General features: G+C 58.9%; 25 protein-coding genes. All 25 read right to left on the bottom strand.

The genetic code is table 11. The features are described from left to right. Positions 1–622 precede the first annotated feature (622 nt). On the bottom strand, positions 623–886 hold the full coding sequence (locus tag VN887_12355; GenBank protein HXT40796.1) for a hypothetical protein: 264 nt from the start codon (positions 884–886) through the stop codon (positions 623–625). A 32-nt stretch (positions 887–918) separates the two neighbouring features. Further along, positions 919–1,776, bottom strand: coding sequence for a hypothetical protein (locus tag VN887_12350; protein HXT40795.1), 858 nt, complete (start codon positions 1,774–1,776; stop codon positions 919–921). 42 nt (positions 1,777–1,818) lie between these two features. Then, on the bottom strand, positions 1,819–2,292 hold the full coding sequence (locus VN887_12345; protein HXT40794.1) for a hypothetical protein: 474 nt from the start codon (positions 2,290–2,292) through the stop codon (positions 1,819–1,821). A gap of 9 nt (positions 2,293–2,301) precedes the next feature. Next, complete coding sequence (locus VN887_12340) at positions 2,302–2,757, bottom strand: Hsp20/alpha crystallin family protein (protein HXT40793.1); 456 nt, start codon at positions 2,755–2,757, stop codon at positions 2,302–2,304. A 91-nt stretch (positions 2,758–2,848) separates the two neighbouring features. After that, on the bottom strand, positions 2,849–3,055 hold the full coding sequence (locus VN887_12335; GenBank protein ID HXT40792.1) for a DUF3185 family protein: 207 nt from the start codon (positions 3,053–3,055) through the stop codon (positions 2,849–2,851). Between the two features lie 62 nt (positions 3,056–3,117). Beyond that, positions 3,118–3,267, bottom strand: coding sequence for a lmo0937 family membrane protein (locus VN887_12330; protein ID HXT40791.1), 150 nt, complete (start codon positions 3,265–3,267; stop codon positions 3,118–3,120). A gap of 83 nt (positions 3,268–3,350) precedes the next feature. After that, positions 3,351–4,172 (bottom strand): BON domain-containing protein, encoded by an 822-nt coding sequence (locus VN887_12325; protein HXT40790.1) that lies wholly within the window; start codon positions 4,170–4,172, stop codon positions 3,351–3,353. 112 nt (positions 4,173–4,284) lie between these two features. Further along, entirely contained in the window at positions 4,285–5,049 is a 765-nt protein-coding gene (locus tag VN887_12320) for a DUF4197 domain-containing protein (protein ID HXT40789.1), read from the bottom strand. 184 nt (positions 5,050–5,233) lie between these two features. After that, positions 5,234–6,229 carry an MlaD family protein gene (locus VN887_12315; GenBank protein ID HXT40788.1) on the bottom strand — a complete coding sequence of 332 codons (996 nt, stop codon included), beginning with the start codon at positions 6,227–6,229 and terminating at the stop codon, positions 5,234–5,236. A 67-nt stretch (positions 6,230–6,296) separates the two neighbouring features. Next, a complete protein-coding gene (locus tag VN887_12310) occupies positions 6,297–7,142 on the bottom strand; it encodes an ABC transporter permease (GenBank protein ID HXT40787.1) in 846 nt (281 codons plus the stop codon). Between the two features lie 28 nt (positions 7,143–7,170). Then, complete coding sequence (locus tag VN887_12305) at positions 7,171–8,376, bottom strand: AI-2E family transporter (protein ID HXT40786.1); 1,206 nt, start codon at positions 8,374–8,376, stop codon at positions 7,171–7,173. Then, entirely contained in the window at positions 8,373–9,707 is a 1,335-nt protein-coding gene (locus tag VN887_12300; protein HXT40785.1) for a hypothetical protein, read from the bottom strand. The genes VN887_12305 and VN887_12300 overlap by 4 nt, the downstream gene beginning before the upstream one ends. A gap of 7 nt (positions 9,708–9,714) precedes the next feature. Further along, positions 9,715–10,098, bottom strand: a complete 384-nt coding sequence (locus tag VN887_12295) for a glycogen-binding domain-containing protein (GenBank protein ID HXT40784.1) — start codon at positions 10,096–10,098, stop codon at positions 9,715–9,717. A 66-nt stretch (positions 10,099–10,164) separates the two neighbouring features. Next, positions 10,165–10,845 (bottom strand): ferritin-like domain-containing protein, encoded by a 681-nt coding sequence (locus VN887_12290; protein ID HXT40783.1) that lies wholly within the window; start codon positions 10,843–10,845, stop codon positions 10,165–10,167. Next, on the bottom strand, positions 10,842–11,432 hold the full coding sequence (locus VN887_12285; protein HXT40782.1) for a hypothetical protein: 591 nt from the start codon (positions 11,430–11,432) through the stop codon (positions 10,842–10,844). The genes VN887_12290 and VN887_12285 overlap by 4 nt, the downstream gene beginning before the upstream one ends. Before the next feature lie 114 nt (positions 11,433–11,546). Continuing rightward, positions 11,547–12,272: a hypothetical protein gene (locus tag VN887_12280; GenBank protein ID HXT40781.1), complete on the bottom strand. Its 726-nt coding sequence runs from the start codon at positions 12,270–12,272 to the stop codon at positions 11,547–11,549. Between the two features lie 860 nt (positions 12,273–13,132). Then, positions 13,133–13,729, bottom strand: a complete 597-nt coding sequence (locus tag VN887_12275) for a response regulator (GenBank protein ID HXT40780.1) — start codon at positions 13,727–13,729, stop codon at positions 13,133–13,135. Between the two features lie 112 nt (positions 13,730–13,841). Further along, positions 13,842–15,794: a VacJ family lipoprotein gene (locus VN887_12270; GenBank protein ID HXT40779.1), complete on the bottom strand. Its 1,953-nt coding sequence runs from the start codon at positions 15,792–15,794 to the stop codon at positions 13,842–13,844. A gap of 225 nt (positions 15,795–16,019) precedes the next feature. Beyond that, a complete protein-coding gene (locus VN887_12265; protein HXT40778.1) occupies positions 16,020–17,066 on the bottom strand; it encodes a radical SAM protein in 1,047 nt (348 codons plus the stop codon). Between the two features lie 47 nt (positions 17,067–17,113). Beyond that, entirely contained in the window at positions 17,114–17,317 is a 204-nt protein-coding gene (locus VN887_12260; protein ID HXT40777.1) for a hypothetical protein, read from the bottom strand. Between the two features lie 258 nt (positions 17,318–17,575). Then, the gene (locus tag VN887_12255; protein ID HXT40776.1) at positions 17,576–18,151 is read right to left on the bottom strand and encodes a histidine phosphatase family protein; all 576 of its coding nucleotides are present in this window, start codon (positions 18,149–18,151) and stop codon (positions 17,576–17,578) included. 14 nt (positions 18,152–18,165) lie between these two features. Next, a complete protein-coding gene (locus VN887_12250; GenBank protein ID HXT40775.1) occupies positions 18,166–20,535 on the bottom strand; it encodes a phosphoketolase family protein in 2,370 nt (789 codons plus the stop codon). After that, complete coding sequence (locus tag VN887_12245) at positions 20,532–22,175, bottom strand: acetolactate synthase large subunit (protein ID HXT40774.1); 1,644 nt, start codon at positions 22,173–22,175, stop codon at positions 20,532–20,534. Before VN887_12245 ends, VN887_12250 begins: the two co-directional genes overlap by 4 nt. Next, positions 22,172–23,389: an acetate/propionate family kinase gene (locus tag VN887_12240; GenBank protein ID HXT40773.1), complete on the bottom strand. Its 1,218-nt coding sequence runs from the start codon at positions 23,387–23,389 to the stop codon at positions 22,172–22,174. The genes VN887_12245 and VN887_12240 overlap by 4 nt, the downstream gene beginning before the upstream one ends. A gap of 69 nt (positions 23,390–23,458) precedes the next feature. After that, the coding region (locus VN887_12235; GenBank protein HXT40772.1) for a molybdopterin-dependent oxidoreductase at positions 23,459–24,263 on the bottom strand (805 nt) is incomplete at its 5' end.

The following is a 24,263-nucleotide window of genomic DNA, read 5'->3' as shown; positions in this document are numbered from 1 at the left end:
GGCACGGAGCCGCCCATCCTCGGCTCTGGTCGGGCTACGCCCTCCCTACGCTGGGGATGGACACAGAACAAACAAAAACATAAACTCAAACCAGTCCCAAGACTAACACTCCATGTGGACCAGAAAGTTGAGTCCGGTCACCGGCCTGGCAACGCGCCGGCGAGGTTTTGCTTATCTTCACGCAGAGAGGGTCGGGGGCGGTTCTGATTCGTCGGTGTGAAGGCGGGCGTAAGGCACCTTGCAGGAGAATTTAGGAGGGTCTGCGAGAGTCGTTCCGGCAAGCCACACTGCGGGGGTGTTTTTTAGGTTTTCACGGCCTATGCAGCTATTTCTGTAAGCTGGCGGGACACTCACTCCCCAGCCCAGACCCCTTATCCGACCAAAAAGCCTTTTCCCAGCGGAACTTCCTGAAGCACTCCTGGACGCCATTGCTGCCACCGAACAAAGATGCTGTCTCACGTATCATCACTTCCAAGATACTTCGACGGGTTTCGTATCCGGTCGAGCCTTTCGATTTCAATTTCGTTCCGCACGATCTGCTGCCGCTTCTGCTTGATGGCTGTGGTGACAGATTTGGGAAATGACCAAACCTGTTTTACCAGTTGGATGATTGACGAGCAAATCAGCTTGAGTGTGTGCATCGGGCGGTATCACTCGTATCTTGATCGGTATAAAACAGTGTGCAGAAAATGATGATGGATGATTCTTCCGACCTCGGCATGGCATTCGGCTCGGCTGGCGAGACAAGAGTGCTCATGTGCGTGGCAACCAGCCGCAGGTCGGGGTGTTGCGCGAGGAATTCGTTGAGCTGTTCTTCAAGAGCAGTCGCAGGCGACTTGCCGGAAGGGAGCTTATGCAGAACGACTTCGAATATTTTTGCCTTCATGAGTTCTGTGTCTTGGAGCCATCGACACGGCGTCATCTTACCGTGCTCGTTTTCCGGGTCTGAAAATCCTCCAGCACCAGAAAACCCGGCACGCTGCCCGTGACCGGACCGCCTATTAACGCAACATCCGAGCAGAACTGCACCGGAAATACACGCCGTACATCCTTCCCAAGCCACTCGTAGTTGCGGGCCAATCGCTTCACGTCGGGTACCGCGGTGCCGCACCAAAAGCGAACCTGCCCGCAGGCAGTAACGATGATGGGTTGCAAGGCGCCGATGCTGCCATCGTTCCGAACGGGTGGCGTGAGATAGCCTTGCCTCCTTGAACCATCGGCCAAAGTGAAGACGGCTCGCACGACGAACATGCGGTCCGTGGGGTCAAGCGGGCCAGGCGTTGTATAGGGCCGGACAGTGGACTCATCCCGGCCTTCTTCGCCCTCTTCATCCAACCTGAACTCCCAAACTGGAAATGTGCTGAGGTCGTGAAGAGTCAGTTCGTAAACCTGCCTTCTAACTCGCATGCCTTGGTTCCGCCCGCAGGCAGAAGGTGGTTTCATAGTTCCCTCGGCTTTAATATCGACCCCAGCGCGGTCGCCGCCAAACGGCGTTTCAAGTGGAACATCAATCAGTTCCGTCGCAGGCAAAGGCGCTTCCGGGCCGCCCTCTCCTTCAAATCTGGAAAAATCATCGGATTCAATCTGCCCCACCGTATCGCGCTTTCCCGTCCGGACCGGCGAATCGTTCTTCGTTTCCCTGGAGGTCAACGTCAGAGGGGTGACGGCGGGGGACAGCTGTGATGTGTGAATCGTTTCGGCTGGATTGCTCCCATTCCAACTCCCGCTGACACCGCTGACCAGCGGATCGGATGGATTGATCAGATTGGGTCGCATGGCGTCCATTCACTCGCGGACAGGATTTTTTCAGGAGGTGTTTTATTCACACAATGCACCATTTGCTCCCACTGCGCCTCGGGCAACTTCACGGTCGCCGGCTCCGGGATGACGGCCTCGCAGGGGCGTTATGTGAGGCTCGTCCAACCGGGACTCCTTGAGTTTCGTGACCAACCGACGGCATTCCTCTCGCAAACGGTTCGACTTCTTGCGATAGGCCGTCAAGAGGCCCACCAGGGCCACCAGGGAAATTATCGATGCCAATCCGAACTCGCTTATGAGCTTGATCACAGACCAAGACTCGCCATAGGGAAAATTCTCCTGAAGGACCGCGCCATACCCCAGACCGGCCGCACTTAGCGCAGTGAACAGGGCCATCAGCGATGCTGCGCGTTGTACGCAGCGTCTGTCACGCTGAACTTGCGCGATGCTTTTCTCCAGTTTGCGACGCTCATCGGTGTCGTCCAAAATGCTGATGTGTCCTGGAAGCACCGTTTCTCTTTGGTGGTCGATCATTAGACCCGTTCAGGAAACCTTGACTTCGACCTGCTGCGGTTTGGCCTTCTCGTCCTTCACCAAATGCACGGTGAGCACGCCATCTTTGAACTCGGCGCTGACTTTCGCGGGGCTGGCGTCATCCGGGAGCGAGAAGCTCCGTCCAAAAGTGCCGTAGGCGCGTTCGACACGGTGATACTTTCTGCCTTTTCCTTCCTTTTCGAATTTGCGTTCGCCCATGATGGTCAATGTGCCTTCCTCCGCGGTGACCTTTACGTCCTCCTTCTTCACTTCAGGCAACTCGGCCTTGATCAGGTACTCCTTGTCGTCTTCGCTGATGTCCACCAGTGGGGACCATTCGGCGGCGGCCATGAGTCCCTCTTGCCCCTCGGGCCGATGGGCAGGAGAAGGACCCAAAAGACTGTCCAGACTGTGTTGGAAAGCTTCCAGGTCTTTTAACCGGTTCCAACGTTTCAACGCATTCATGATTTCATTTCTTGTTGGCGGGTGTGGTTTGGGACCGTGGCGCCTGCCCGCCAACGCGTCAGGCGGCGACGGTCAATTGATGAGGGTGCAATCAAGTTTGCTTCGTGCCGCGCAACGTTCCAACGAGGCCAACGACGGCAGCGAGAACGCCCGCGATGAGGGTCCAGACGGCTTTATCAGTCGGTGATCCGGTAAAGAATCTGGAAACATCGGAACTGAACGAGTTCGTGGCGTTGATTCCAATGATAATAAGTACGACCCCACCAATGAGCAGGGCCAGAGAAACGATTTTGTTCATGGCAGGCTTTCAGTGAATTTTTGATTCAAGCAAGTATCCTTTGTACATTCTTGGTGCGCGGATCACACCCGCCTGCGACCTGAAATGAAGTTGATGAGCACCATGACAACGGCAACTACCAGAAGAACGTGAATGAACCCGCCCATCGTGTAACTGCTCACCAGCCCCAAAGCCCACAAAACTAAAAATATCACCGCAAGAGTCCACAACATATGATTTTCCTTTCGATTTGCTTTGGCGCCGCTGTCGGCGGGTGAGCTTCCGCATCCGCAGGCAACGAGGCGCCGGTTTGATTTTACTTGTTTACTATCCTCAGGTTCTGCGGAGCGCGGGGTGGGGAAGCGTTTTGCGACACCACCGCCTCAACGGTCATCTTATTGATCACGCTTTTTACACCATCGATGTCGGCGACGAGCTTGGTGACCAGGCTTTTCTCGGCTTCGTTTTTGGCAATGCCGTTCAAGGTGACCACGCCATCCGTCGTCGAAACTTTCGTCTTCAGAGCGCTGGTCGAACGGTGCGACAGCAAGGACGACTTCACCTGGGCGGTGATAGATGCGTCATCGATCTTCTCGCCGATGGTTTCGTCCGGCTTGCCCGGGGTCTCGGCCACCGTCATCTCGTTTTTGACCTCTTTGACGCCTTCGACGTCTTTGGCGTATTCGGTGGTCAGTTCCTTTTGGGCCTGGCTGTTGGCCTCGCCGTTCAAGGTGACGATTCCGTCTTTCACATCCACGCCGGTCTTCGTGGCACTCACGTTGCGATGGAACAAGAGCGTGGTTTTCACCTTCGTGTTCAGCCATCCATCCGAATGTTCGGCGTTGGCTTCGCCTTTGACTTTCAGTTCGTTGTCCACGCTTTTGACGCCGGGCAGGCCCTCCACGGTGTCCCCGGCCAGGGATTTATGGGAAGCTTCGGCGACGGTTCCCCTCAAGGTGACGACGCCATCCTTGGATCGCAGCGTAATGGCATCGTCCTTGAGGTAGGTTTTGAAAATGTGGGACTTCTTGGCGGAAGACTCGATACGGTCATCCGTTTCGGAAGCTCTCACTGGCGTGGCGGCGACTAACATGGCGCCCGTCGCCACCAGAAGCGCGAGCGGATAAATCTTTCTCATTACGGTTGTTCCTTCCTGTTGCCGTGTCTTCGGCTTTAACATAGGAGCCACACTATGGTATGCGTCGGCCCTTATCTACCGGGGGGAATCCCCCACGGTGTCTGGCGGGTGATCACTTGCCAACTTCGCCGAACACCTTCTGGAGCAGGTCGGTGGTTCTCGCCAGGGGGTTTTCGCGAATCGCTTTTTCCTGCTCGGCGATCTTCAGGAACAAACCATCGAGCGTTTTGCGGGTGACATAGTCGTCCAGGTCCGGGGCTTGCTTGCCAAGCAGGCTGCCGCCCAATCCTCCGAAACCTCCCCCGGCTCTGTCGGTCATCCGTTTGTAGGAGGAGGTAACGCCGGTCTTCTCCGTCGCCGCCCTGACGATGGGGAGGAAGCGGGCGTGGAGATTGGTCTCGCTGGTGCGGCGGAAATACTGTGTCGCGGCGTTGTTTGTGCCGGTGAGGATGGACTCCGCATCGGCGATGGACATCTGCTTCACCGAGTCCCCCAGCACCGCGGCGGCTTCGGGAACGGCCTGCTCGGCGGCGCGGTTCATCGTGGTCACGAATTCGTCGGCGAGCTTGTCCTGGCGCAAGGCGCGCAGGGTTTGCTCCACCTTCTGCAAACTTTCCGGCATCGGGATTTTCACGTTGAGATCCTTGAGAAAGCCGTCGGTTTTGCCGAGAGTGGAGATGGCCAGCTCCACGCCCTTGCCCAGCGCCTCCTTCAGTCCACCCACCATCTGATCTTGTGTGAGCGCGCCAATGCCGGCGTCCGGCGGTGAATTGCTCGTTTTGCTTTCCCCGAGGCCGAGTAAATCGGACAAATCCGCGCATGCGCCGCTCCCGGGGAGTAACAGGACTGCGAGGAGTCCATTGAATAAAGCTTTCATTGGCATAATGTCATTCCGTGTGGCTTGACGGCCGCGCTCGCGGCAGCAGGAAACAAGCGGTGATCTTGCCTTTCTCCACCGCCGCACTCGGTCACGCTACCGTATGCCCCGGTCCTTACCTACCGGGGGAAATCCCCCCCCCCATCATCGGTGGCGCTTCTCAATAACCAGGCTGCCTCGAACCTCACTTCCCGGAATCCCTCGGTGACCGGAGCGCCTTCACCGGTTTCTTTTCCGGCACTGCGGTTTCGGGCGACGGATTGAGAGGCGGCGGGTTCGTATGGTTTACGTATTTGCGGAGCAGCCAGTGCCGTTGCATGGCTTCAATCAACCGTTCCAGTTCGCGCATCGAGGTCTGCGTTTGCTGGACCAGTCCGGGCAGGTCCTTCGCTTCGCCGGCTACGGCGTCGCTGATTTCCGGCAGACGCGCCGTGCCGTTCTGGACGTTCTTCACCGCGACATTCAGGTTCGTCACCACGCCCCGCAACTCGCTCATCGCCTCGTTCGCCCGCGCCACAAGCTGCTGCGCCTCGTCCACCAGGGCGGTGTCGGCGATCAACTTGCCGACCGTGCCTTTGCCCGCCTGAACGTCCGTGGCCAGGTCGTCCACGCGCCCCACCAATTGGTCCAGCCGCGCGCGTGTGGTGATGAGGTTCGATCCGAGCGTGGTCCACGTATCCAAACCGCCGTTGACCTTCTTCAGCACGAGCATGGCCTCGGCGCGGACCTCCTCGACGGCCGCTTCCAGCGCGCTTTGAAACTGCTCGTTGCAGACGATGGACGCATTCTTTTCCGGCAGCGGCTTGCCCTGGCCACGCGTGATTTCAAAAAATGAATCGCCCGCCACTCCGAATTTCTTTTTGACGAGCGCGGACGAATCCGAGCGCACAAAGAGAAAAAAGTCGCGGCGGATGTTCGCCTGGGCTTCCATTCGGCCCATTTCGTCCACCACCACGTCGGAAACCGATCCCACGAGTGTGCCCAAAAAGTAAACCTCCGATCCCTGCCGGATTCCAGCCGCGCCAGCCTCGGGCAAAACGATTCGCAGCGTGACGCGGCTTTTGAACCAGCGCTGGCTGTGGCCCGTCCACACCACGGCGGCGATCAGCAGCGCAACGATGATGAGCACGAACGTGCCGGTGATTTCGTTGACGCGCCGGAATTTGAAGCGGTCTGCCATCAGTTTGTCCCGGTTGCCGCGTCCATCGAGGCGTGATTGTTCAGGATGTGGGTCGGTTCGCTCATGGTCACAGGTAAGTCAGCAAAGACACGACGGCGGAGATGACAAACAGTCCGGCGACGGACCGGGTAAGCGCCCGTTGCGTGGCCTGCGGGATTTCCGTGTCCGACAGGCCAACGCCCAATCCGCCGATGCAACAGGACGCGCTCACAAACAGTGCGGGCACGATGCTTTTGGCGAGGATGTTGAAAATGTCCTTGGGTTGGACCGCGCTGGAAAGGGTGTCCGCAAATAACAGCAAGTCACGGCTGCCTTTCCCCGTCCAGGCCGCGAACAAATAGCCGCTCGCAAAGGCGACGAAGATAAAAACGATCGTCAGGCAAAACGTGGACACTGCCATGCCCAGCACGCGCGGCAAAACGAGATGCAGGAAGGGATCGCTTCCCTGCGCTTCCAGCGCGCTGACTTCCCCGTTGATTTTGAGGACTCCCAGTTCGGTCGTCATCGCGCTGCCGCTGCGGACGATCACCACGAGGTTGATCAGCACCGGCCCGAGTTCGCGCGCCACGACAGCCACCAACAGCGGCCCGACCAGTTGTGACTGCCCCGCCTCGCCCACCCAGAAGGTGAGTTGCACCACCACTGAAATGCCGACGAACACCGCCACCGCGCCGACAAACCAGAGCGGTTCGACGCCGATGGCCAGCACCTGCCGCGCAAGCGCTGTTCGCACCGCGCGTGTCCAATATCGCGGTCGAACACCGGTCCAAAGCACCGTCCCAATCACCGCCGCCGCGTGCCTCACCTCATCCCACTGTGCGCGCGCGAAGCCGCCCATGCCCGCGAGTGTTTGCAGAGCGAGGCGGCTCCACGCGCCCGCCCGGCCCGCTATTTTTTCGGCGGAATGATTCATGGGGACCCACTGATGGAATGTTGCTGGATTAACTCGTGAGCAGTTCGCTGACGTGCGACATGGCGGGAACGCGATCGCAAACAACCTTGATCGAGACCAGGATCGGCACGGACAACAAGGCTCCCGGCACACCCCAGAGCCACGTCCAGAAGATCAACGAAACAAAAATCACCACCGGATTGAGCGTGAAGCGGCGGCCCAGCAGGACCGGCGTAATGAAGTTCGCTTCCAGCAGGTGGAGCAACAGGTACCAGACGGGCGGCAGGAGTCCTCTCCCCAGCGTGTCGAACGTCAGGAGGCCGACACTGGCCAGCAGGAAGACTCCGACGACGGGGCCAAAGTAGGGAACAAAATTCAACACCGCCACGAGGACTCCCCAGAGGGCGGCATTGGGCACGCCCAACCAGTAGAGACCCGCGCTTACGACCAGACCCAGGCCAATGTTAATCAGCGACACCGAGAACAGGTAATTGGAAATGTTTTGCTGAATCTCGTGGCTGATCTCGACCGCGCGCTTTTTGTCGCGCAGAGTCGGCATCACGTGGACCAGTTTTTGCAGGAACAGATCGCCGGAAGCCAGCAACAGATAAAGCAACACCAGCGTCTCGCCGACCCCCGCCAGAAAGGTCCCGGTCCAGTTAAGAATTGAACTGGTGCCACGGCCGTCTTTGACCTCCACCGTGGGCGCCTTCTTTTGGTCTTCTTTTTTTTCTTCCTCCGTCGCGCCGAGGTTGTTCACCGCCGCCGCCGCCTGGCTGAACCGCGCGGCGCGCGGAAACATTTTCTGGACACGCTGTCTCAACTGGTTCATGCGTTCGGGCGCATCATTCACCCACGCCATGGCGGGCCGGCCCAAATGGAAAAAACCAATCCCGGCGGCGGTCATCAACAGGCTCAACACAATCGCCGCCGCGAACGCCGGTCGAATGTGGCAGTAAGACAACCAGCGGATGAGCGGTTTCAACGTGATTGCGGCAACACAAGCCAGAAAGACCGGCAAGACCACGGGACGGGCAAAGTAAAGGAAGGCAACCGTCCCCAGCACAATCAAGACGATTTGCGCCGGAGTCGTTTTGGCCACCGTTGCGGCAATCGTCTCAACGAGCAGCGGTTCGTCTCCGGGCGCGTTTGTAAGCGGCGTCTCCTTGAGGGTCGAGTCACCGTTGGGCGCGTTCGCCTGAGTTGTCGCGTGCCGCCGTAAGAAATCGCGAATGATGCTAAAGCGAGTGCTCACAATGATTTGAGGTACTCCACCAGGTCCGCCTTTTCCGCGTCAGTCAGCCCGGTGTTGAGATGGCCGTCGTAATGGTTGACCACGTTGGCGAGCGTGGCGAACCGGCCGTCGTGATAGAAGCCGCCTTTGGCGCGTGCGAACAGGCCCTTCAACGGCGTCGTGCGATAGCGTTGGTCCGGCGAGCGATTGGCCTGGAAATCGTCGATTCCAATTTCGGCGGGCGTGTGCAGGTTCCAGCCCGGTTCAGTGAAAATCGGCGGCACATGGCACGTGGCGCACTGGGCCTTTGATGTGAACAGCGTCTGGCCGCGGTCGGCCGCGGTCGGGTTGAAACTGCCGCGCGGCGGCTCAGGCGCGGGAATGGCAAGCTGATAGAACTGGAGCGCCGCAAGGTTGGACGTTACCAGGTCGGGCGAGTGGCGCACGTTCCAAAAACCATTGCGCGCCGCGACCGGAAACATGTTCGTATCCGCCAGACGCGGGTCGTAGAACGTGCCGAGTCCGCCCATTTCCAGGTTGGCGACGAACGCGTTCCAGTGCGTGACCGAACCCCAGCCCGTGTAAGTGTGCAGATTCACGCCGGCCAGGCCAAATGCCGCCGGAAGAAGGGTGGCGCCGGACTTGCCGTCAGGACGGAACGCCTTGCCATCCAGCAACAGCGCGGCATCAAATTTCCCCGGTCCCCAACTGTTCAAAACGGTGCGCAAAGTCGCTTCGTCCACCTGGAGCGCGGCCGTAAACGGCGAAACGTCCGGCGCCAGATTGATAATCACGCCCACGTTCAGGTCGCGATTCGGCCAGCCATCCAGCCGCCGACCAATGCCCGGCGCGAACGAGTCGTCCACCGTCGAGTGACAGAAGGCGCATTGGATGCCAACGGATTTGATGCGCCCGGCGTTGTCGAAGAAACCGGTCACGCCGACGACCGAGTTGAGTTTGAGCAGGGCGAGGGTTGTGGCGGGATCGTCAAGGTTGACCTGGCCCGCACGCAGCTTCGCCTGCAGCGCATGCGGGAGAGCCGAAACATCGACTTTCAGACCCACCGAGAGCGCCGTCCGCGGGCTGACCCCGGGGCCGACGCCGCCGAGGTTTTCGCCTGCCAGCGCGAGATGGAGTTTGAGCGCATCACCCCAGAACGCTTCGTCGCCGAAGGTGGCGTAACGGAAAATGTGCCGGCCCTCGGTAAAAAGTGTGGCGTTGTTTTGGCGAATCGCGCGGTCAAAGTCATTGCCGGAATGGTCCTCCGTTCTGTCTTTGCCGGAAGTGTCTTCGGCCCGGCCAGGGAATGAGAACAGCGCCAGCGCGAGTGCCGCGAGCACGGGTTTGTTCATGGCGGACTTATCTGTTGGAGGTTCTGCCTGCTTGTGTTTTCAGTGGCTCATGTTTTGCGTTGACGGGTTGGGATGCTTCCGGCGGTCTGGCCACATTCAGAATCGAGTTTCTTCCGCCAAACGGGTTGGGAACGGTTTCCTCGGCCAGCGGATCGGGTATCCAGTGGCCGTCCACCACCAGGCAATATTCGTAGTTCCCGGGCGGCAAGGCGGTGTCCTTCAGCCAGCGACCGCCCCCCGCGGGATGCATGGACTTGGCTTCGGGGTGCCAGTCGTTGAAAGTTCCCGCGATACAAACGCTGGCGGCAGTCGGGTGAGTGAATTCGAAGTGGACCGGCTCCAGTTGCGGCTGGGCGTTTTTCCGGTTGTCGTGGTTTTTGTCGTGTTTCATGGTTGGGTGTTTTGGGTTCGTCCGACGACCACGAAAACATTCGCGGCCACGGACGTTTGGTCAGGGTTACATCAAGCCGGGGCGGAGCGGGTGGAGGCACAACGGACGCATGCCACGCCGTCCGTGCGATGGCATTGCACCGTTGCTGCCGTGGCACAAATCCGCCGGGGCGCATTCTCCGGCAGCCTCATGATTGCTCCTGAAACGCGCCAGCTCGCTGAGGGAATGGTTCGCCGCCTTCTCCTCGACGAGTGCTTCCTGCAGGAGACCGGCGGCGACCTTGTTCCCCAGAAGCGCCGCCCACTCGCGCAAGCAGCCATACGACGCAATCTTGTAGTGCCCGACCTTCTGCGCGACGGCAATGAGCGCGGCGTTGATGGCCGCCGAGCCGTTGAAGTTGGCGGCGATTTCGTCGCCCTCTTTCAGAAGTCCGATGGTGGCCTCGCACTTCTTCGCCAGTGGTTTTTCTTCGAAGGTCAGGAAAACCTTTTCCACCGTCTTCACGTGACTTGCGGTTTCCTTCAAGTGCGACCGGAACAATTTCCGCAAATGAGTACAGGTGGCGGCCTTGATCATTTTCGGAATCGCGATGACCAGCCGTTCCTCGCCGTCGTATAGCTCCGACAGTTCGTCGAGGAATAAATGTTTAAGAGTTCTCAGGTGCGTTCCGCTTCGCGGCCATTCGAACTGTGGATATGATCCTGCGACGCGGTTGGCCCGGTCGCGGGTCTTGTTCTGGCGATTCATGGTCGGGCGCGGCTGCACGCGGCCGCGGCGGGGTAAGACGCGTGCCCGGTGGCCGAATTTTCCCTGGCGGAAGAGGCCTCACCCGTGGCGCAAATATCCTGCGCGCCAGCTTCCCTGAAGATCGCCTTCGCCCTGTTGATCTCGTCCGGGTTCTCCGCGTAAACAGAAATCAGGATGTTGCCTTCCTTGATTTTGCTTTCGTAGCGGCCGGCCTCGAATTCGGAAACGCCCATGGCGATCAACGCACCGGCCAGGCCACCGCCAGCGCCCCCGACGACCGCGCCGCTCAACGCGAAAATAATTGGTCCGGCGGCGACACAAGGACCGGCTCCCGGTATGGTCAGCGCGCCGATACTCGCGAAGCCACTCTGACGCGCCGTCCACCACGCCGACCGTCGCGAAGCCGGTGGCCGTTCTCGCCACGGTATGGATGCGCTTGTCCCCGGCGCCAAATCGCGGGCAGGGGTCCGGTCGGGGAACAGCGCGGAGACGTCATGGTTGGAGATTCCCGAAGTTTTCATTCGGTCGACGATTTGGTCGGCCAGGTCGCGCGAAAGGACGAGGCAGAAAATGGCTTCCTTCGGCATAGGTTTACTTTCTTGTTTGGTTGACTCTGCATTTGACCGCGCTTTGTTATTTCGCTGCCTGATAATAGAAGGCGCAACCCGGCGGGCGCTACTCAGGGGATTACCCTTGGGGGTTTACCCTATCGAATGTTTATGAACCAGACTCTGGAAAGCAGGTTCGGACGGCTGGAGGAATCGGATTCGGCGCTTCAGGCCGGCCGCTGGCGGTGGCGTCGTAAAGATTTTGCGCAAGGCCAGGTGAGTGGGGAGAAAGGCGGCGAGCCACAGTGCGCCAGGCCACAGAATGACATACAAGTTTTGGTTCATCCAGGTTTGCGGGCGCTGGTCGTTGAAACCGTAAACATAATTAATGTTGATGGGGACGTTGGGGTCGGCCAGATGGGCGCCGGCGGGCGGAGTAAAAAAATAGCAGACGAGCACCAACCCTGCGGCCAGGCCGGTCCAGGCAGACAAAGCCCGTTTGTCGTAGCCCAGGCGGACCAGAAGCCAGACAAGCAGCAAGGGCAGCCAGCCATGAAAAAGCGACAACCCGCGGGTGAAAAGAGGCAGATGGCGGTCGAACATGTAACTGGTCAGGCCCAGAAGGTGAAATCCGAGGAGATTGCTGCCGAAGTCCGCCAGCCAAAGGCATTGCGGAAGCAGAATGCCAACGGAGCACATGGCGATGAGCAGCGAGCTTTCCAGCCACATCCCCGCGACGGTAAGAATGAGGGCCGTATCGCAGAACCACAAGAAATTGCCAAGCCCATAGGTGCGCCAATAAACCGGGACGAGCACGGAGAGAAAGACGGTGACGGTCACTTTGGCCGCCACGGGAATTTTGGAGCGGAATGTTTTCAAGCCGTTTGGCGCATCAGGAAAGCCCCGGTCTTTGTGATTGACTGTCTGTCTGCCACGAATTGATCCATTGGCTTGGAACCAACCGCGCGCTGCTTTTCTGGAAGACCGGGCTTGTTCGGGTGTCTCGACGCGAACAGGAGAAGACATCTCCGCGGGTACGACGACTTGCCCCAGGCGGATTCCTGGCCCGTGAGCCGCCGGATTGAAGAAGCCTGACATCTGCATCCTGTCCGATGATTTCCGGGCGGGCGGAGACTGACGCCTTTTTCAATCAGGCTGCCGTTACTCATCACCAACGCGAACTACCGCACGATGATTTCGGGCGGATGCACTATGACTTCCCGGGGTTCTACTACGACTTCCGAATGACCTCGGAAACTCTCGTGTCCGAAACCCTCGTGCCCGCGATAATGTCCGTGCGGTCCGCCTTCGGAAACAAGACATCCGGTCGTAGTGAGGATGGTGACAACGCCGGTTAAGAAAAGGATTCGTTTCATATGCGGTGACTCTACGCGATCGGCAGAGACTTCTCTACGGGGGGATAGACCCCGCGGCATAAATGCGGTGTCTGCGTTGCGGACGCCGATGGACACGCTGAAACATCGGCGAACCGGGCCGGCAACGGAGTTAATTGGCAGGAAATCCGCGTCGCTGGATCACGGCCGCTCCGCCGGGGGTGACAGTAACAGTGGAGGCGACGCGCGCGGCAGTTTCAGATCTTCATGGGCGGAACTTTTTTGGCAGCCCATATCGGCACCGTCAACCAGATTTTATCCCGCATCCCGGTCAAATCGGCCTGTTTCTGGAACTTCGCCAGGAACTGCTCCGCAATTCCGTCGCTAAACAGGTGTGCATCCCGTTCAATCGTTTAATCCCCAATGGGAGTAAGCGTAATAAGACTCGTGAATTTTCTGAAGCACTTGTGTGGTGGTGCTGGCATGGGCCGCGGTCAGCTTTGGTTGCCAACCCCCGGCTGCTGGCTGGTTTTGAGAGTTTGGCGGCGGAGCGATCTGTCCGCCGGGACTGTCGGTCACGCGCAGGGCGATTTTCACCGTGTCCAGCAACGGAACAACGGCCAAGGGTTTCAACAGCGTGGCCGCAAGTCGGAGCGATGAGTTTCTGGCCAGCTCGCGCGCAGGCAATCTTGCTGCGACCAGGACGACCGGCAGGGCCATGCGGGCGGCACGCAGCTTCCTGACAAGTCTGAGGCCGGTGATCTTGGGCAGTTCGTACTCGATGATCAGAAGATTGTAATTGTTGGCCTCAAGCTCTTCCCAGCCGGCAGCGCCGTCTTCGGCGGCGTTCACCACGTAGCCATGCCTGATCAGCACGTCGGCACTGAGATGGCAAACATAAGGGTCATGATCCACCACGAGTATGCGATGAGGCGGATTCGTTTGGAATTGAAGTGACGCGCCGGTTGATTCGCCCCCTTGAAGGATCTGCTTATCGTTCATTACAGAATAACCTAAGCACGGAAAACAGCGGGGGCGCTATAGAGGATTTCCCGTTGGGGATTTACCTGACCATGCGTTTATGGATCCAGCCCCGGCGAGCGGGCTGGGACGATCAATCCGATTTGGGTGAAGATGACTTCAAACCCGCCAGCGCCGTTAAAATCGTCTTTTGCACCGCCGGATTGGAAAGATTTCCGAGGTGCCCGCCTTGCGCGAAGACGGTCAATTGTTCCGGCGCAAATGTGGCATGAAGCCAAGCCAGGTCCTCATCCGACAGGAGAAAATCGTTTTGATTGACGATGACGCGAATGTTGGGATTGGCGCGCAGGGCGGCTTCATAGGTCCGCAAATCACCGGCTTTTTCCAACGCTTCCGCCGTCGGCGACGCGACGCCGCGGGCCTGGTAATACGGAATCGCAAACTTCTGAAAATAATCCTGGTAGGAATACTGAAGGATTTCCTGATACACCGGGTCGCGCCTGAGACTCCGGATCGGGTGTTGCAGGATTCCCTGATTGTTCCGCCGCTGACTGCTGAAAATAATATCGCGCAACTGGAGTCGAAACATCAGGCCAATGAGAAACCTGGACTCGATGGAGTTGAAGGGCAGGGAGGTCTGGGGTGTAAGCGTGCTCTTGCTCAGGGCGGCCACCTTCAAAAAAGTGTTCTCGATGTCATCGGTCCGTTCCGCCGCGGGCCAGGCCAGGGGTGCCCGGTAAAATTCGTCCAGCTTCGAAAGCCCCTGTGCCATGCGAACCGGCGTATTGATGGCGACGTAGCGGTCAAATTTGATCAACGGCGGTTGATTCGTCGGCTCGGCAGCGGCGACGAACATGGAATGGAGCGCGCCCATTGAATAGCCCATCAGCGCCCTGTCTCCCAACCGGTCCGGATACTTTACGTGCAGGCGGTGATCAATTTCCGTCAACGCGACGTGCACATCGTGACCGTCCACCGGCAGATAAGCCGGCACCGCCGCGGTCGACGCGTGTTCCATGAACTCGGAATTGAACGCGCTGCTGACGCACACGGCGGAGAAGCCGCTTTTGTAAACCAGCTCGGCCAGCGCCAGAGAGGATTGGGCGAGCCGGTGCGAGCCCAGACCTGGGACGATATAAACCACGGGGGCTTTCCGCGGCTGCAACCAAAACGTGAATTTTAGTTTCCGGCCGGTTGCCGGAATCAGGACCGACCGGGTCTTGCCGCGGCCGGGGAATTCAGGGTCCTTGAAAGTGAAGAATACGGATTCAAGGGTTTCCAGCGACGCCTCGTCCTGTTTTCCTTTCACCTGAAAATCCGCGACTCGATTCTCCCGCGCGAACGTCCAGGCGTACTGAATCTCGGAATACGGATCCATTTCGGCCCGGCTGAAGCGCACATATTCCCCAACGGTGTCGGCGAGATCGTTATACATCACCGCGTAGTTGAAATAGGTGTAGGGGCCGAGATAGGTCAGTGGATCGTTCGCGACAAATTTGTAAGGAGCGATATAAATCAACGGATTGGAGGCCGTGTCGGCCGCCAGACCGACGGTGTCTCGTTCATTGCTCGGTCCAAAAATCGGCAACATCAGATAGCAATTGGGCTTCCACCCCCATCGGCCGAAGGTCTGGCCAAAGTCCGCGTCCGATTTCGGAATCTTCCATTTCGTCCCCACGTCGAAGAACCCGGCCACCCCGACGGTGCTATTGCAGACAAACCGGTAGGATTCATCGCGCGCGCCCCGCCACTTTCCCTGGAGCAGATTGTTGATCAATCGCCCCGGGTAAGTGAGGTTCTTTCCAATATTTCCAATTCCGGTCCGAATGGGTTTCACGACGACAAACCGATAAACCCTGCTGGTCGGTTTGATGACGCCGGTCATCAGCCCCTTGTTGAAGGTCCATACAACTCGATTCACCGGCTCGAGGGGATCGGGGACGGATTTGGGGAGAATGACGGTCTCCGCTGCCGGCGGCTTCGTAACGCCAACGGCGGGCTTCTGTCCATGGGCGAAAGGCGAAACGCACAACGACAGGACCACCAGCGCCGAATTTCGAATTCTCCTGCCCGATTCGGTTTTCAAATCGCTCGTCTTCCCGGCATTGAGGTGATAATCATCCGGACCCCGGCGTCCAGGGTAATCCGCGCGTTGCCTCGTTGCCAGCGGCCTCGTTTCAAACTGATGCCGCGAGTCTTCGTGGTTATCTCGATTTGTTGGCGCCGCATTTTAATTGTTTTGGCTGCTCCTTCCCTTCAATCGATTCGGATTCGGGTCCGGTGGCGGCCCGGCCGCGGGATCAGTTCGAAATTACGGATGTGTGTCACTGTGTACGCTGTTGAATGCACGCGCAGCCGCTGTGGAAGAATGCGACACGCGCTCCATTGCCGGAGCACCCGGTTGGCGGAGGTGTTCCGTGATGCTCACGCGGCTGAGTTCACAGCCTGCCTCTTCGATGGCCGACAGGACGCGTTCCTCGTCCATGATGATGCGGTCACGTTTGTAGATCGGATAATCCGCCCGCACCGCGCGGGGCGTCAGATTGATGGTGGCCAGATTCGCGCCCGCGTTGAACGCGCGCACATAGCCGTCCTCGGACACAAGCCTCATGGCGCTGACCGCGGGGATCACCCAATGCGGCGCGTGCAATCGCATCCAGGCCACACAATTCAAGGTCTGCTCGATGTTCCCGTCGGGAGCGTCGCCAAACGGCGTTTGCTCACCCGCCACGAACGGGCTGACGCTGCAACCGGCCAGCGGCAGTAGCGTCAGGAGGTTCAATGTTTGTTCCACTTGCCCCTGCGTCTGTCCGGGAAGACCCAATATCAGACCCGACGACACTTTCCAGCCCTTACCCGCCAGATAACTGATCGCCGCCATGCGTTGGGCCATTGTCCCCGGAGCACCAATAAAATCGTAATGCTGGCTGTTGCCTGTCTCCATTTTGATCACATAATAATCGCCCCCCGCATCCTGGAGTTGGTCGTACTCGCGCGGCGACAAGGTGCCGAGGCAAAGGGTAATCCCGAGCTTGGTGTGTCGGCGCAGCTCGCGCACTAGCGGCAGCACCACCTCCCGTACGGCTACGGGGTCTTCACCCGCCTGGATATCGATGTCGGTTATCACCGCGGGCCGATGGTGAATGATCAACTCGGCAAGTTCGTTCGCGGCGAGCCGGTAGCGCTCCAGCAAGCGATTGTCGCGGCGCATCGCGCAATAACAGCAGTTCTGGCGGCAGTGGTTGGACACTTCGACAACACCGCGCACAAAAACGCGGCGTCCGAACACTTCATCTCGCACCGCCCGCGCCTGCTCGTGCAAAAAGGGGCTCGCCTTGTCAAAGGTTGCTGCGCGCATGAAAATTCGACAGGAGTCTCTGACTTTTATCCGGCGTTGCCTTCCGCTCACATGAAACGGAGGGGGACATCGCTAACCCCGCCACCCTTCCCTTTGGAAATGGTAAAGCGCCGGGGCCTTCGGAACTCAACCACGTGGGTATTGACGGCAAGTCGGATGATTCCTCTCGCCCGGCGTTTACCCCAGGCGTCGTACGCGGCCATGATGAACTCACCGAACGTCAACGCCTTCTTCTCTTGCTTGCCTTTCATGACGCAACCATAAGCGGGTAAACGATTCGCTGCCATTGGGGATTTCCCCGACGCAAGGTTTTATGAACCCGCCCAACTCGGTGGTGGGTAACTGACGGTCAATTGAATCCGGGACCGGAGATCGAGATCATCACAACCATAAACCATCGGCTGTCAGCCGGCTTCACCACATCGGCAGCGGCTCGACCTGCTCGCGGGCGCTGGCGATCGCGAGCAGGATTTCTCTCATCGTGCCCCGATTTTTTTCCGTCGAAAACTTCAAATCGAGTTCCATAGCGCGATGACCGGTGACTCGACGTGATCGTGCTCGTAACCGAGAATGCTGAGCGATGTTGTGTCGAGCAGGAAACGTTGCGCTTCGCTCACCGCCAATCCAATCCAACGCGTGGCCAGCAAACGAACGAAATGTCCATGCGAGAAGAGCGCGATATTTCCACCCAGCACGCGGAGACGGGCAATCAGCTGATCAGCGCGTTTGGAAATTTGCGCGGGCGATTCACCGTTCGGACAGCCGTCCCGAAAGAGATTCCAGTCCGGTCGCGCCTGGAGAATTTCCGCGGAGCGTCGTCCTTCGTAGTCGCCATAATCCCACTCGGCCAGGTCCGGTTCGATTTCGGCCGCCGAACCCAGTCCGGCCAACTCACACGTTCGCCGCGCGCGTTGCCGTGGGCTGGAGAACACACGAGCGAACTGGATGTCCCGGAGGCGCCGGCCAAGTTCCCGCGCCCCATTCTCGCCGCGCACAGTCAACGGAATGTCCGTGCGACTGGTGTGCTGGCCGGAGAGCGACCACTCGGTTTCGCCGTGCCGAATGAGGTAAATGCGCTGAAGCATGTTCCGCCCACCGCTCACACCTTCGCGCCCCATTTCCAATTCCGAATCTCCGGCAGATCCTGGCCGTTTTTATCAATGTATTTTTTGTGCTCGACGAGCTTGGCCTGGAGTTGCTCCTTGAGGGCACGGCCTTTTTTGCCGGTCTGCGGCAGACGATCAACGGTGTCTATCACGAGGTGAAAACGATCGAGATCGTTCATGACCGTCATGTCGAAGGGCGTGGTGATCGTGCCTTCTTCCTTGTAGCCGCGAACGTGGATGTTGGCGTGGTTGGTGCGGCGATACGTCAACCGGTGAATCAACCACGGGTAACCGTGGAAGGCGAAGATGACATGTTTGTCCTTGGTGAACAGCGCGTCGAAAGCGCCGTCGTTCAATCCGTGCGGATGTTCGCTCTGCGGCTGCAGCTTCATCAAATCCACGACGTTGACGACGCGAACTTTCAGCTCCGGCAATTGCTCGCGCAGGATCGAAACGGCGGCGAGCGTCTCCAGCGTGGGCACGTCGCCACAGCAGGCCATGACGACATCGGGTTCAGCGCCGGAGTCGCTGCTGGCCCAATGCCAGATGCCGATGCCCGCGGTGCAGTGCGCCACGGCGGCGTCCATGGTCAGCCATTGCGGCGCCTGATATTTGCCGGCGATGACGACGTTGACGTAGTGGCGGCTGCGCAAACAATGATCCCAGGCCGAGAGCAGGCAGTTGGCATCCGGCGGCAGATAGACCCGCACGACCGAGGCCTTCTTGTTCACGACGTGATCAATGAAGCCAGGGTCTTGATGCGTGAAGCCGTTGTGCATTTGCTGCCAGACATGCGAGGCCAGCAGGTAATTCAGCGACGCGATGGGACGTCGCCACGGCAGGCCCGCCGTGACTTTCAGCCACTTGGCGTGCTGGTTGAACATCGAGTCAACGATGTGGATGAACGCCTCGTAGCAGTTGAACAGTCCGTGCCGGCCCGTGAGCAGATAACCTTCGAGCCAGCCTTCGCATTGATGCTCGCTCAACATTTCCATGACGCGACCGTCGAGGGCGAGGAACTCGTCGTTGTCCTGCTGGCGGGCGTCCCATTGCCGGTTGGTCACCTCAAACACCGCGCCCAGGCGATTGGAGAGCGTTTCGTCCGGGCCGAAGATGCGGAAGTTGCGCTGCTCGCGGTTGAGCTTCGCGACATCGCGCAGGAACACGCCGAGTTCGTGCGCGTCCGCCGCCAGAACCGCTCCGGGTGACGACACCTTCACCGCGTATTTGCGAAAGTCCGGCATGACGAGGTCGCGTAGCAGCATCCCGCCGTTGGCGTGGGGATTTGCGCCCATGCGACGTTTGCCTTGGGGCGCGAGTTCGGCCAGTTCCGGTTTCAATTTTCCCTGCACATCGAAAAGTTCATCCGGTCGGTAGCTGCGCAGCCATTCTTCCAACAACTTGAGATGCTCGGGATGAGTGGCCGGGTCGGAGAGCGGGACTTGATGCGCGCGGAAAGTTCCCTCGATTTGCAGGCCATCCACCCACTTCGGGCCGGTCCAGCCTTTCGGAGATTTGAGAACGATCATCGGCCAGCGGGGACGCATGGTGTTGCCGTTCACGCGGGCTTCGTGCTGGATGCGTTTGATTTTCTCCACCACCACGTCGAGCGTCGCGGCCACCGCCTCGTGCATCAGCGCCGGCTCGTGTCCCTCAACGTAGTAAGGCGTCCAACCGTTGCCGCGCAGAAACTGGTCCAGTTCTTCCGGTTCAATCCGCGCGAGAAGGGTTGGGTTGGCGATCTTGTAACCGTTGAGGTGCAGGATCGGCAGCACCGCGCCGTCGTTGATCGGATCGAGAAACTTGTTGGATTGCCACGATGTCGCCAGCGGACCGGTCTCGGCCTCACCGTCGCCGACGCAGCAGGCCACGATGAGATCGGGATTGTCGAACACTGCTCCGAAAGAGTGGCTGAGGGAATAACCGAGTTCGCCGCCTTCGTGAATCGAGCCCGGGCATTCCGGCGAGGCATGGCTGGGAATGCCGCCCGGAAACGAGAACTGCTTGAAGAGCTTTTGTAGCCCGGCTTCATCCTGACTGATGTTGGGATAAATCTCGCTGTAAGTGCCCTCCAGATACGTGTTGGCCATCACCGCCGGGCCGCCGTGTCCCGGGCCGGAGACGTAGATCATGTCGAGGTCGTATTTCTTGATGACCCGGTTGAGGTGGACGTAAATGAAATTCTGCCCCGGCGTCGTGCCCCAGTGGCCGAGCAGCATGTGCTTCACGTCCGCGAGCGCAAGTGGACGTTTCAGCAGCGGATTGTCGTAGAGATAAATCTGCCCGACCGAGAGGTAATTTGCCGCGCGCCAATAGGCATCCATCTTGCCGAGCAGTTCGGGGGTAAGTGTGTTTGTTTTCACGGTTTAAATCCAGTTGGCGCCGTGAGCGCGCCGAGTTTTTGGGTCAGACGCAGGTTCTCCGCAGCATCCACCGGGCAATCAATGATCGTGAGTTGATTTGAGTTCAACACGCGGCGCAGCGTGGGGGCCAGTTCCTCCGCTGATCCGATGCGCATGCCATTTGCGCCGAAGCTCTCCGCGTATTTCACGAAATCCGGATTATTGAAATCCACGAAGGCCGGCCGGCCGAACTGCTGCATCTGCTTCCAGCGAATCAGTCCGTAGCTGTGGTCGTTGAACACGAGCACCACAAATGGTGTTTCCAGACGCGCGGCGGTTTCCAATTCCTGCGAGTTCATCAGGAAACCACCGTCACCGGTGACCGCCACCACGCGACGATTCGGGTGCACGAGTTTTGCCGCCACGGCGCCGGGCACGGCCATGCCCATCGCGGCAAAACCGTTCGAGATGATGCAGGTGTTAGGTTGAAGACATGGGAAGAGGCGCGCCAGCCACAATTTGTGCGCGCCCACGTCCGAGATGACGATGTCGTCATCAGCCAGCGCGGCGCGGAGGTCGGCGAGGATTCGTTGCGGCTTAAGCGGGAAGGAGGTGTCGTGGCCGCCCTGCTCCAGTTCATCGCGCAGCATTTGGCGGAATGGTGCGCCGTGCGCGGCGGAACGGGGCGTTGCCTTCTGCGCCAGGACGTCTAGCGACGAGGCGATGTCACCCACGACGCCGACGTTGACAATGTAGGCCGCGTCCACTTCGGCGGGCGCCATATCCACATGCACGATCTTTTTGTCGCGTTTCGGGTTCCACGAACGCGGCGCGTATTCCACGACGTCGTAACCGACCGCGATAACGACATCGGCTTCCGCGAACGCGAAGTTCACATAGTCGGGCGTCTGTAGTCCGATGGCGCCGAGCGCGAGTGGGTGCGTGTCTGGAATGGCGCCTTTCGCCATGAAGGTCGTCGCGACCGGAAGGTTCAGCTTTTCGGCGGACCGCACCAGCGCCGCGGAGGCGTGTCCGCGAATGGCGCCGTTGCCCACCAGCACAACCGGGTGCGCTGCTTCCGAAATAATACGCGCGGCCTTCTCGATTTGTTCCGGCGCGGCTCCACCGGGGTGGAGCCATTGCACGAGCAGCGGCTGGCTGTCGGTTTCCATGCGGGCCACGTCTTCGGGAATTTCGATGTGTGTAGCGCCCGGCTTTTCAGATTGCGCCAGTTTGAAGGCCTTGCGGAAGGCTTCGGGAATGATGTCGGGTATGGGCAGGCTGGTGCTCCACTTTGTCACGGGGCGGAACAGCGTGACAATGTCCAGATGCTGGTGCGATTCCTTGTGCATCCGGTCGTGGCCGGCCTGGGCGGTGAGCGCCACCAGCGGGACACGGTCCATGTTGGCATCGGCCACGCCGGTTATTAGATTCGTGGCGCCTGGTCCCAGCGTGGAGAGACACACGCCGGCTTTGCCGGTCAACCGGCCGTAAACATCCGCCATAAACGCCGCGCCCTGCTCATGGCGCGTCATGACAAAGCGAATGGATGAGCCGAGCAGGGCGTCGAGCAGGTCCATGTTCTCCTCGCCCGGCACGCCGAACATGTAATCAACACCTTCGTTCTCCAAGCATTTCACGATGAGTTCGGAGGCTTTCATGGTTCAATGCTTTTCTTCACCACGCCGGATTCGAGAATACGACAAACTGAGCGCGCAATCATCAATTCTTCGTCTGTGCGGATGACGCGCACGGCGACGCCAGAGTCATCCGCAGAAATTACCGACGCATTCCCGGCGTTTCGCGCCTCGTTCACTTCGACACCGAGAAAATCAAGCCGTTCACAAATGCGGGCGCGGACGGCGGGCGCGTTTTCGCCTATGCCGCCAGCGAAGACGAGCGTGTCCAATCCCCCGAGCGCCGCGGCGCAGGAGCCAATCCACTTTTTCGTCTGATAACAGAACAGCGCCACGGCTTCCGCTGCCCGCACATCCGCCTTTTCATGATCGAGCAAGTCGCGCATGTCGGAACTGGTTTCCGAAACGCCGAGCAATCCCGATTCGTGATTGACCATTTTGTAAAACTGGCTGGTGGTGATCTTCTCGGTGCGCGCCAGATACGGAGCGAGGCCGGGGTCTAAATCGCCCGAGCGAGTGCTCATCACCAATCCCGCCGTCGGCGTAAAGCCCATGCTGGTGTCGATGCTCTTGCCGTCACGCACGGCGGCCAGGCTGGCGCCATTTCCGAGATGAGCGAGGATCACGCGGCCCTTCGATGCCGCCGGATCGCCGAGACGTATGAGTTCTTCCATCAGATAGGCATAGGACAAACCGTGGAAACCGTAACGTTGAACTCCCTTGGCGTCGTAGCGGCGCGGAATCGGCAGCAACTTGGCCACGCGCGGCATGTCGCGGTGGAACGCCGTGTCGAAGCAGGCCAATTGCGGCAGTTTCGGATGACGCTGGCGGAAGGCTTCGATCAGTTCAATCTCGCGGGGCAGATGTTCCGGGTCGTATGGCCTGATGCGATGAAGTTCATCCAGCAATTCCTGGGTGACCAATTCGGGTGCGGTGTGTTTCATGCCGTGAACCACGCGGTGGCCCACCGCCCGAACAGATTCAAACCCGGTTCGCTTCTCGAGCCAATCAATCAGGAAGTCCGCCGCCGATTTATGATCGGAGGCGGTGATGCTGAGACTGGGTTGCGGTTTTCGGTCCAGGTCTGTGAACGTAAGATTCGTTCCGCTCAAACCGATGCGGTCAACTTTTCCATGAAGCCCTCGCTTCAGCGGCTCGCCCACTTCGTAGAGCGCGAACTTGATGCTCGATGAGCCGCCGTTGACCGTCAGGATGAGTTTCATGGTTTCAGATTTCATTTCCGAACCTCCGGCTTCAGCGCCGCACCGGGCACGGACAAAGACCGTGGATTTGCGCCGAAGGTCAATTTAAATGTTGGGCAGGATGTCAAAGTATTCATCGTCCTCGTTCTTGCCTCCTTCTCCCTTGCCAAGGGTCTTTTCCGTTTCGACGAATTCAATGCGCTCGATCCACTTCACCATTTTATAGCCAAGCTGGTTTTCGACGCGCAACCGCAGCGGCGCACCATACACTTCAGGCAGCGGAGCCTGGTTCATCTCATAAGCGAGCAAGCATCTCGCTTTGAGTGCCGTTGCGATGGTTTGCGTGTCATAGTATTCCCCACCGTACAACGCGTCGCCGTAGGAATAAAATGCCACAACTTTCGCTTCGGGCCGGGGTTTCGCGATCTCGATCAAACGCTGGAACGGAAGCCCGCCCCATTGCGCGATTCCCGACCAGCCTTGGATGCAATGATGCATGGAGATGTATTCTTCCTTGCCGAGCGCACGAAGTTCCTCAAGTGAAAGCACAATCGGGTTTTCGACCAAACCATCAATCTTCAATTTGAAATCATGGAAGCCGTCCGCGGCGAGTTGCTTCCACTTGTCGGAAACCGGCAACTTGCCATTCGGCCAGAAAAAGGGGGAAATATCCTTTGGCGTATAACGTTCATCGGGGTTGAGACGGCTCAATACATTCCACTGAAACAACCCGGCGATAATTTTATGCACATGCTGCAGAACACGTGGATATTTCCATGCGATAAAATGAAAGAGTCCCCAGGAAAGCACGACGAGGCCAATGGCGATCAGACCCGCAATCATCCCGATGGGGCGCGCGTCATCCCGGCCTGTCACGACAAGGTTCATGTTTCTGGCAAATCCGGTAATG

It is taken from the genome of Candidatus Angelobacter sp., from assembly GCA_035607015.1.
GTDB lineage: Bacteria > Verrucomicrobiota > Verrucomicrobiia > Limisphaerales > AV2 > AV2.
This window is presented reverse-complemented; position numbering and strand designations above follow the sequence as displayed.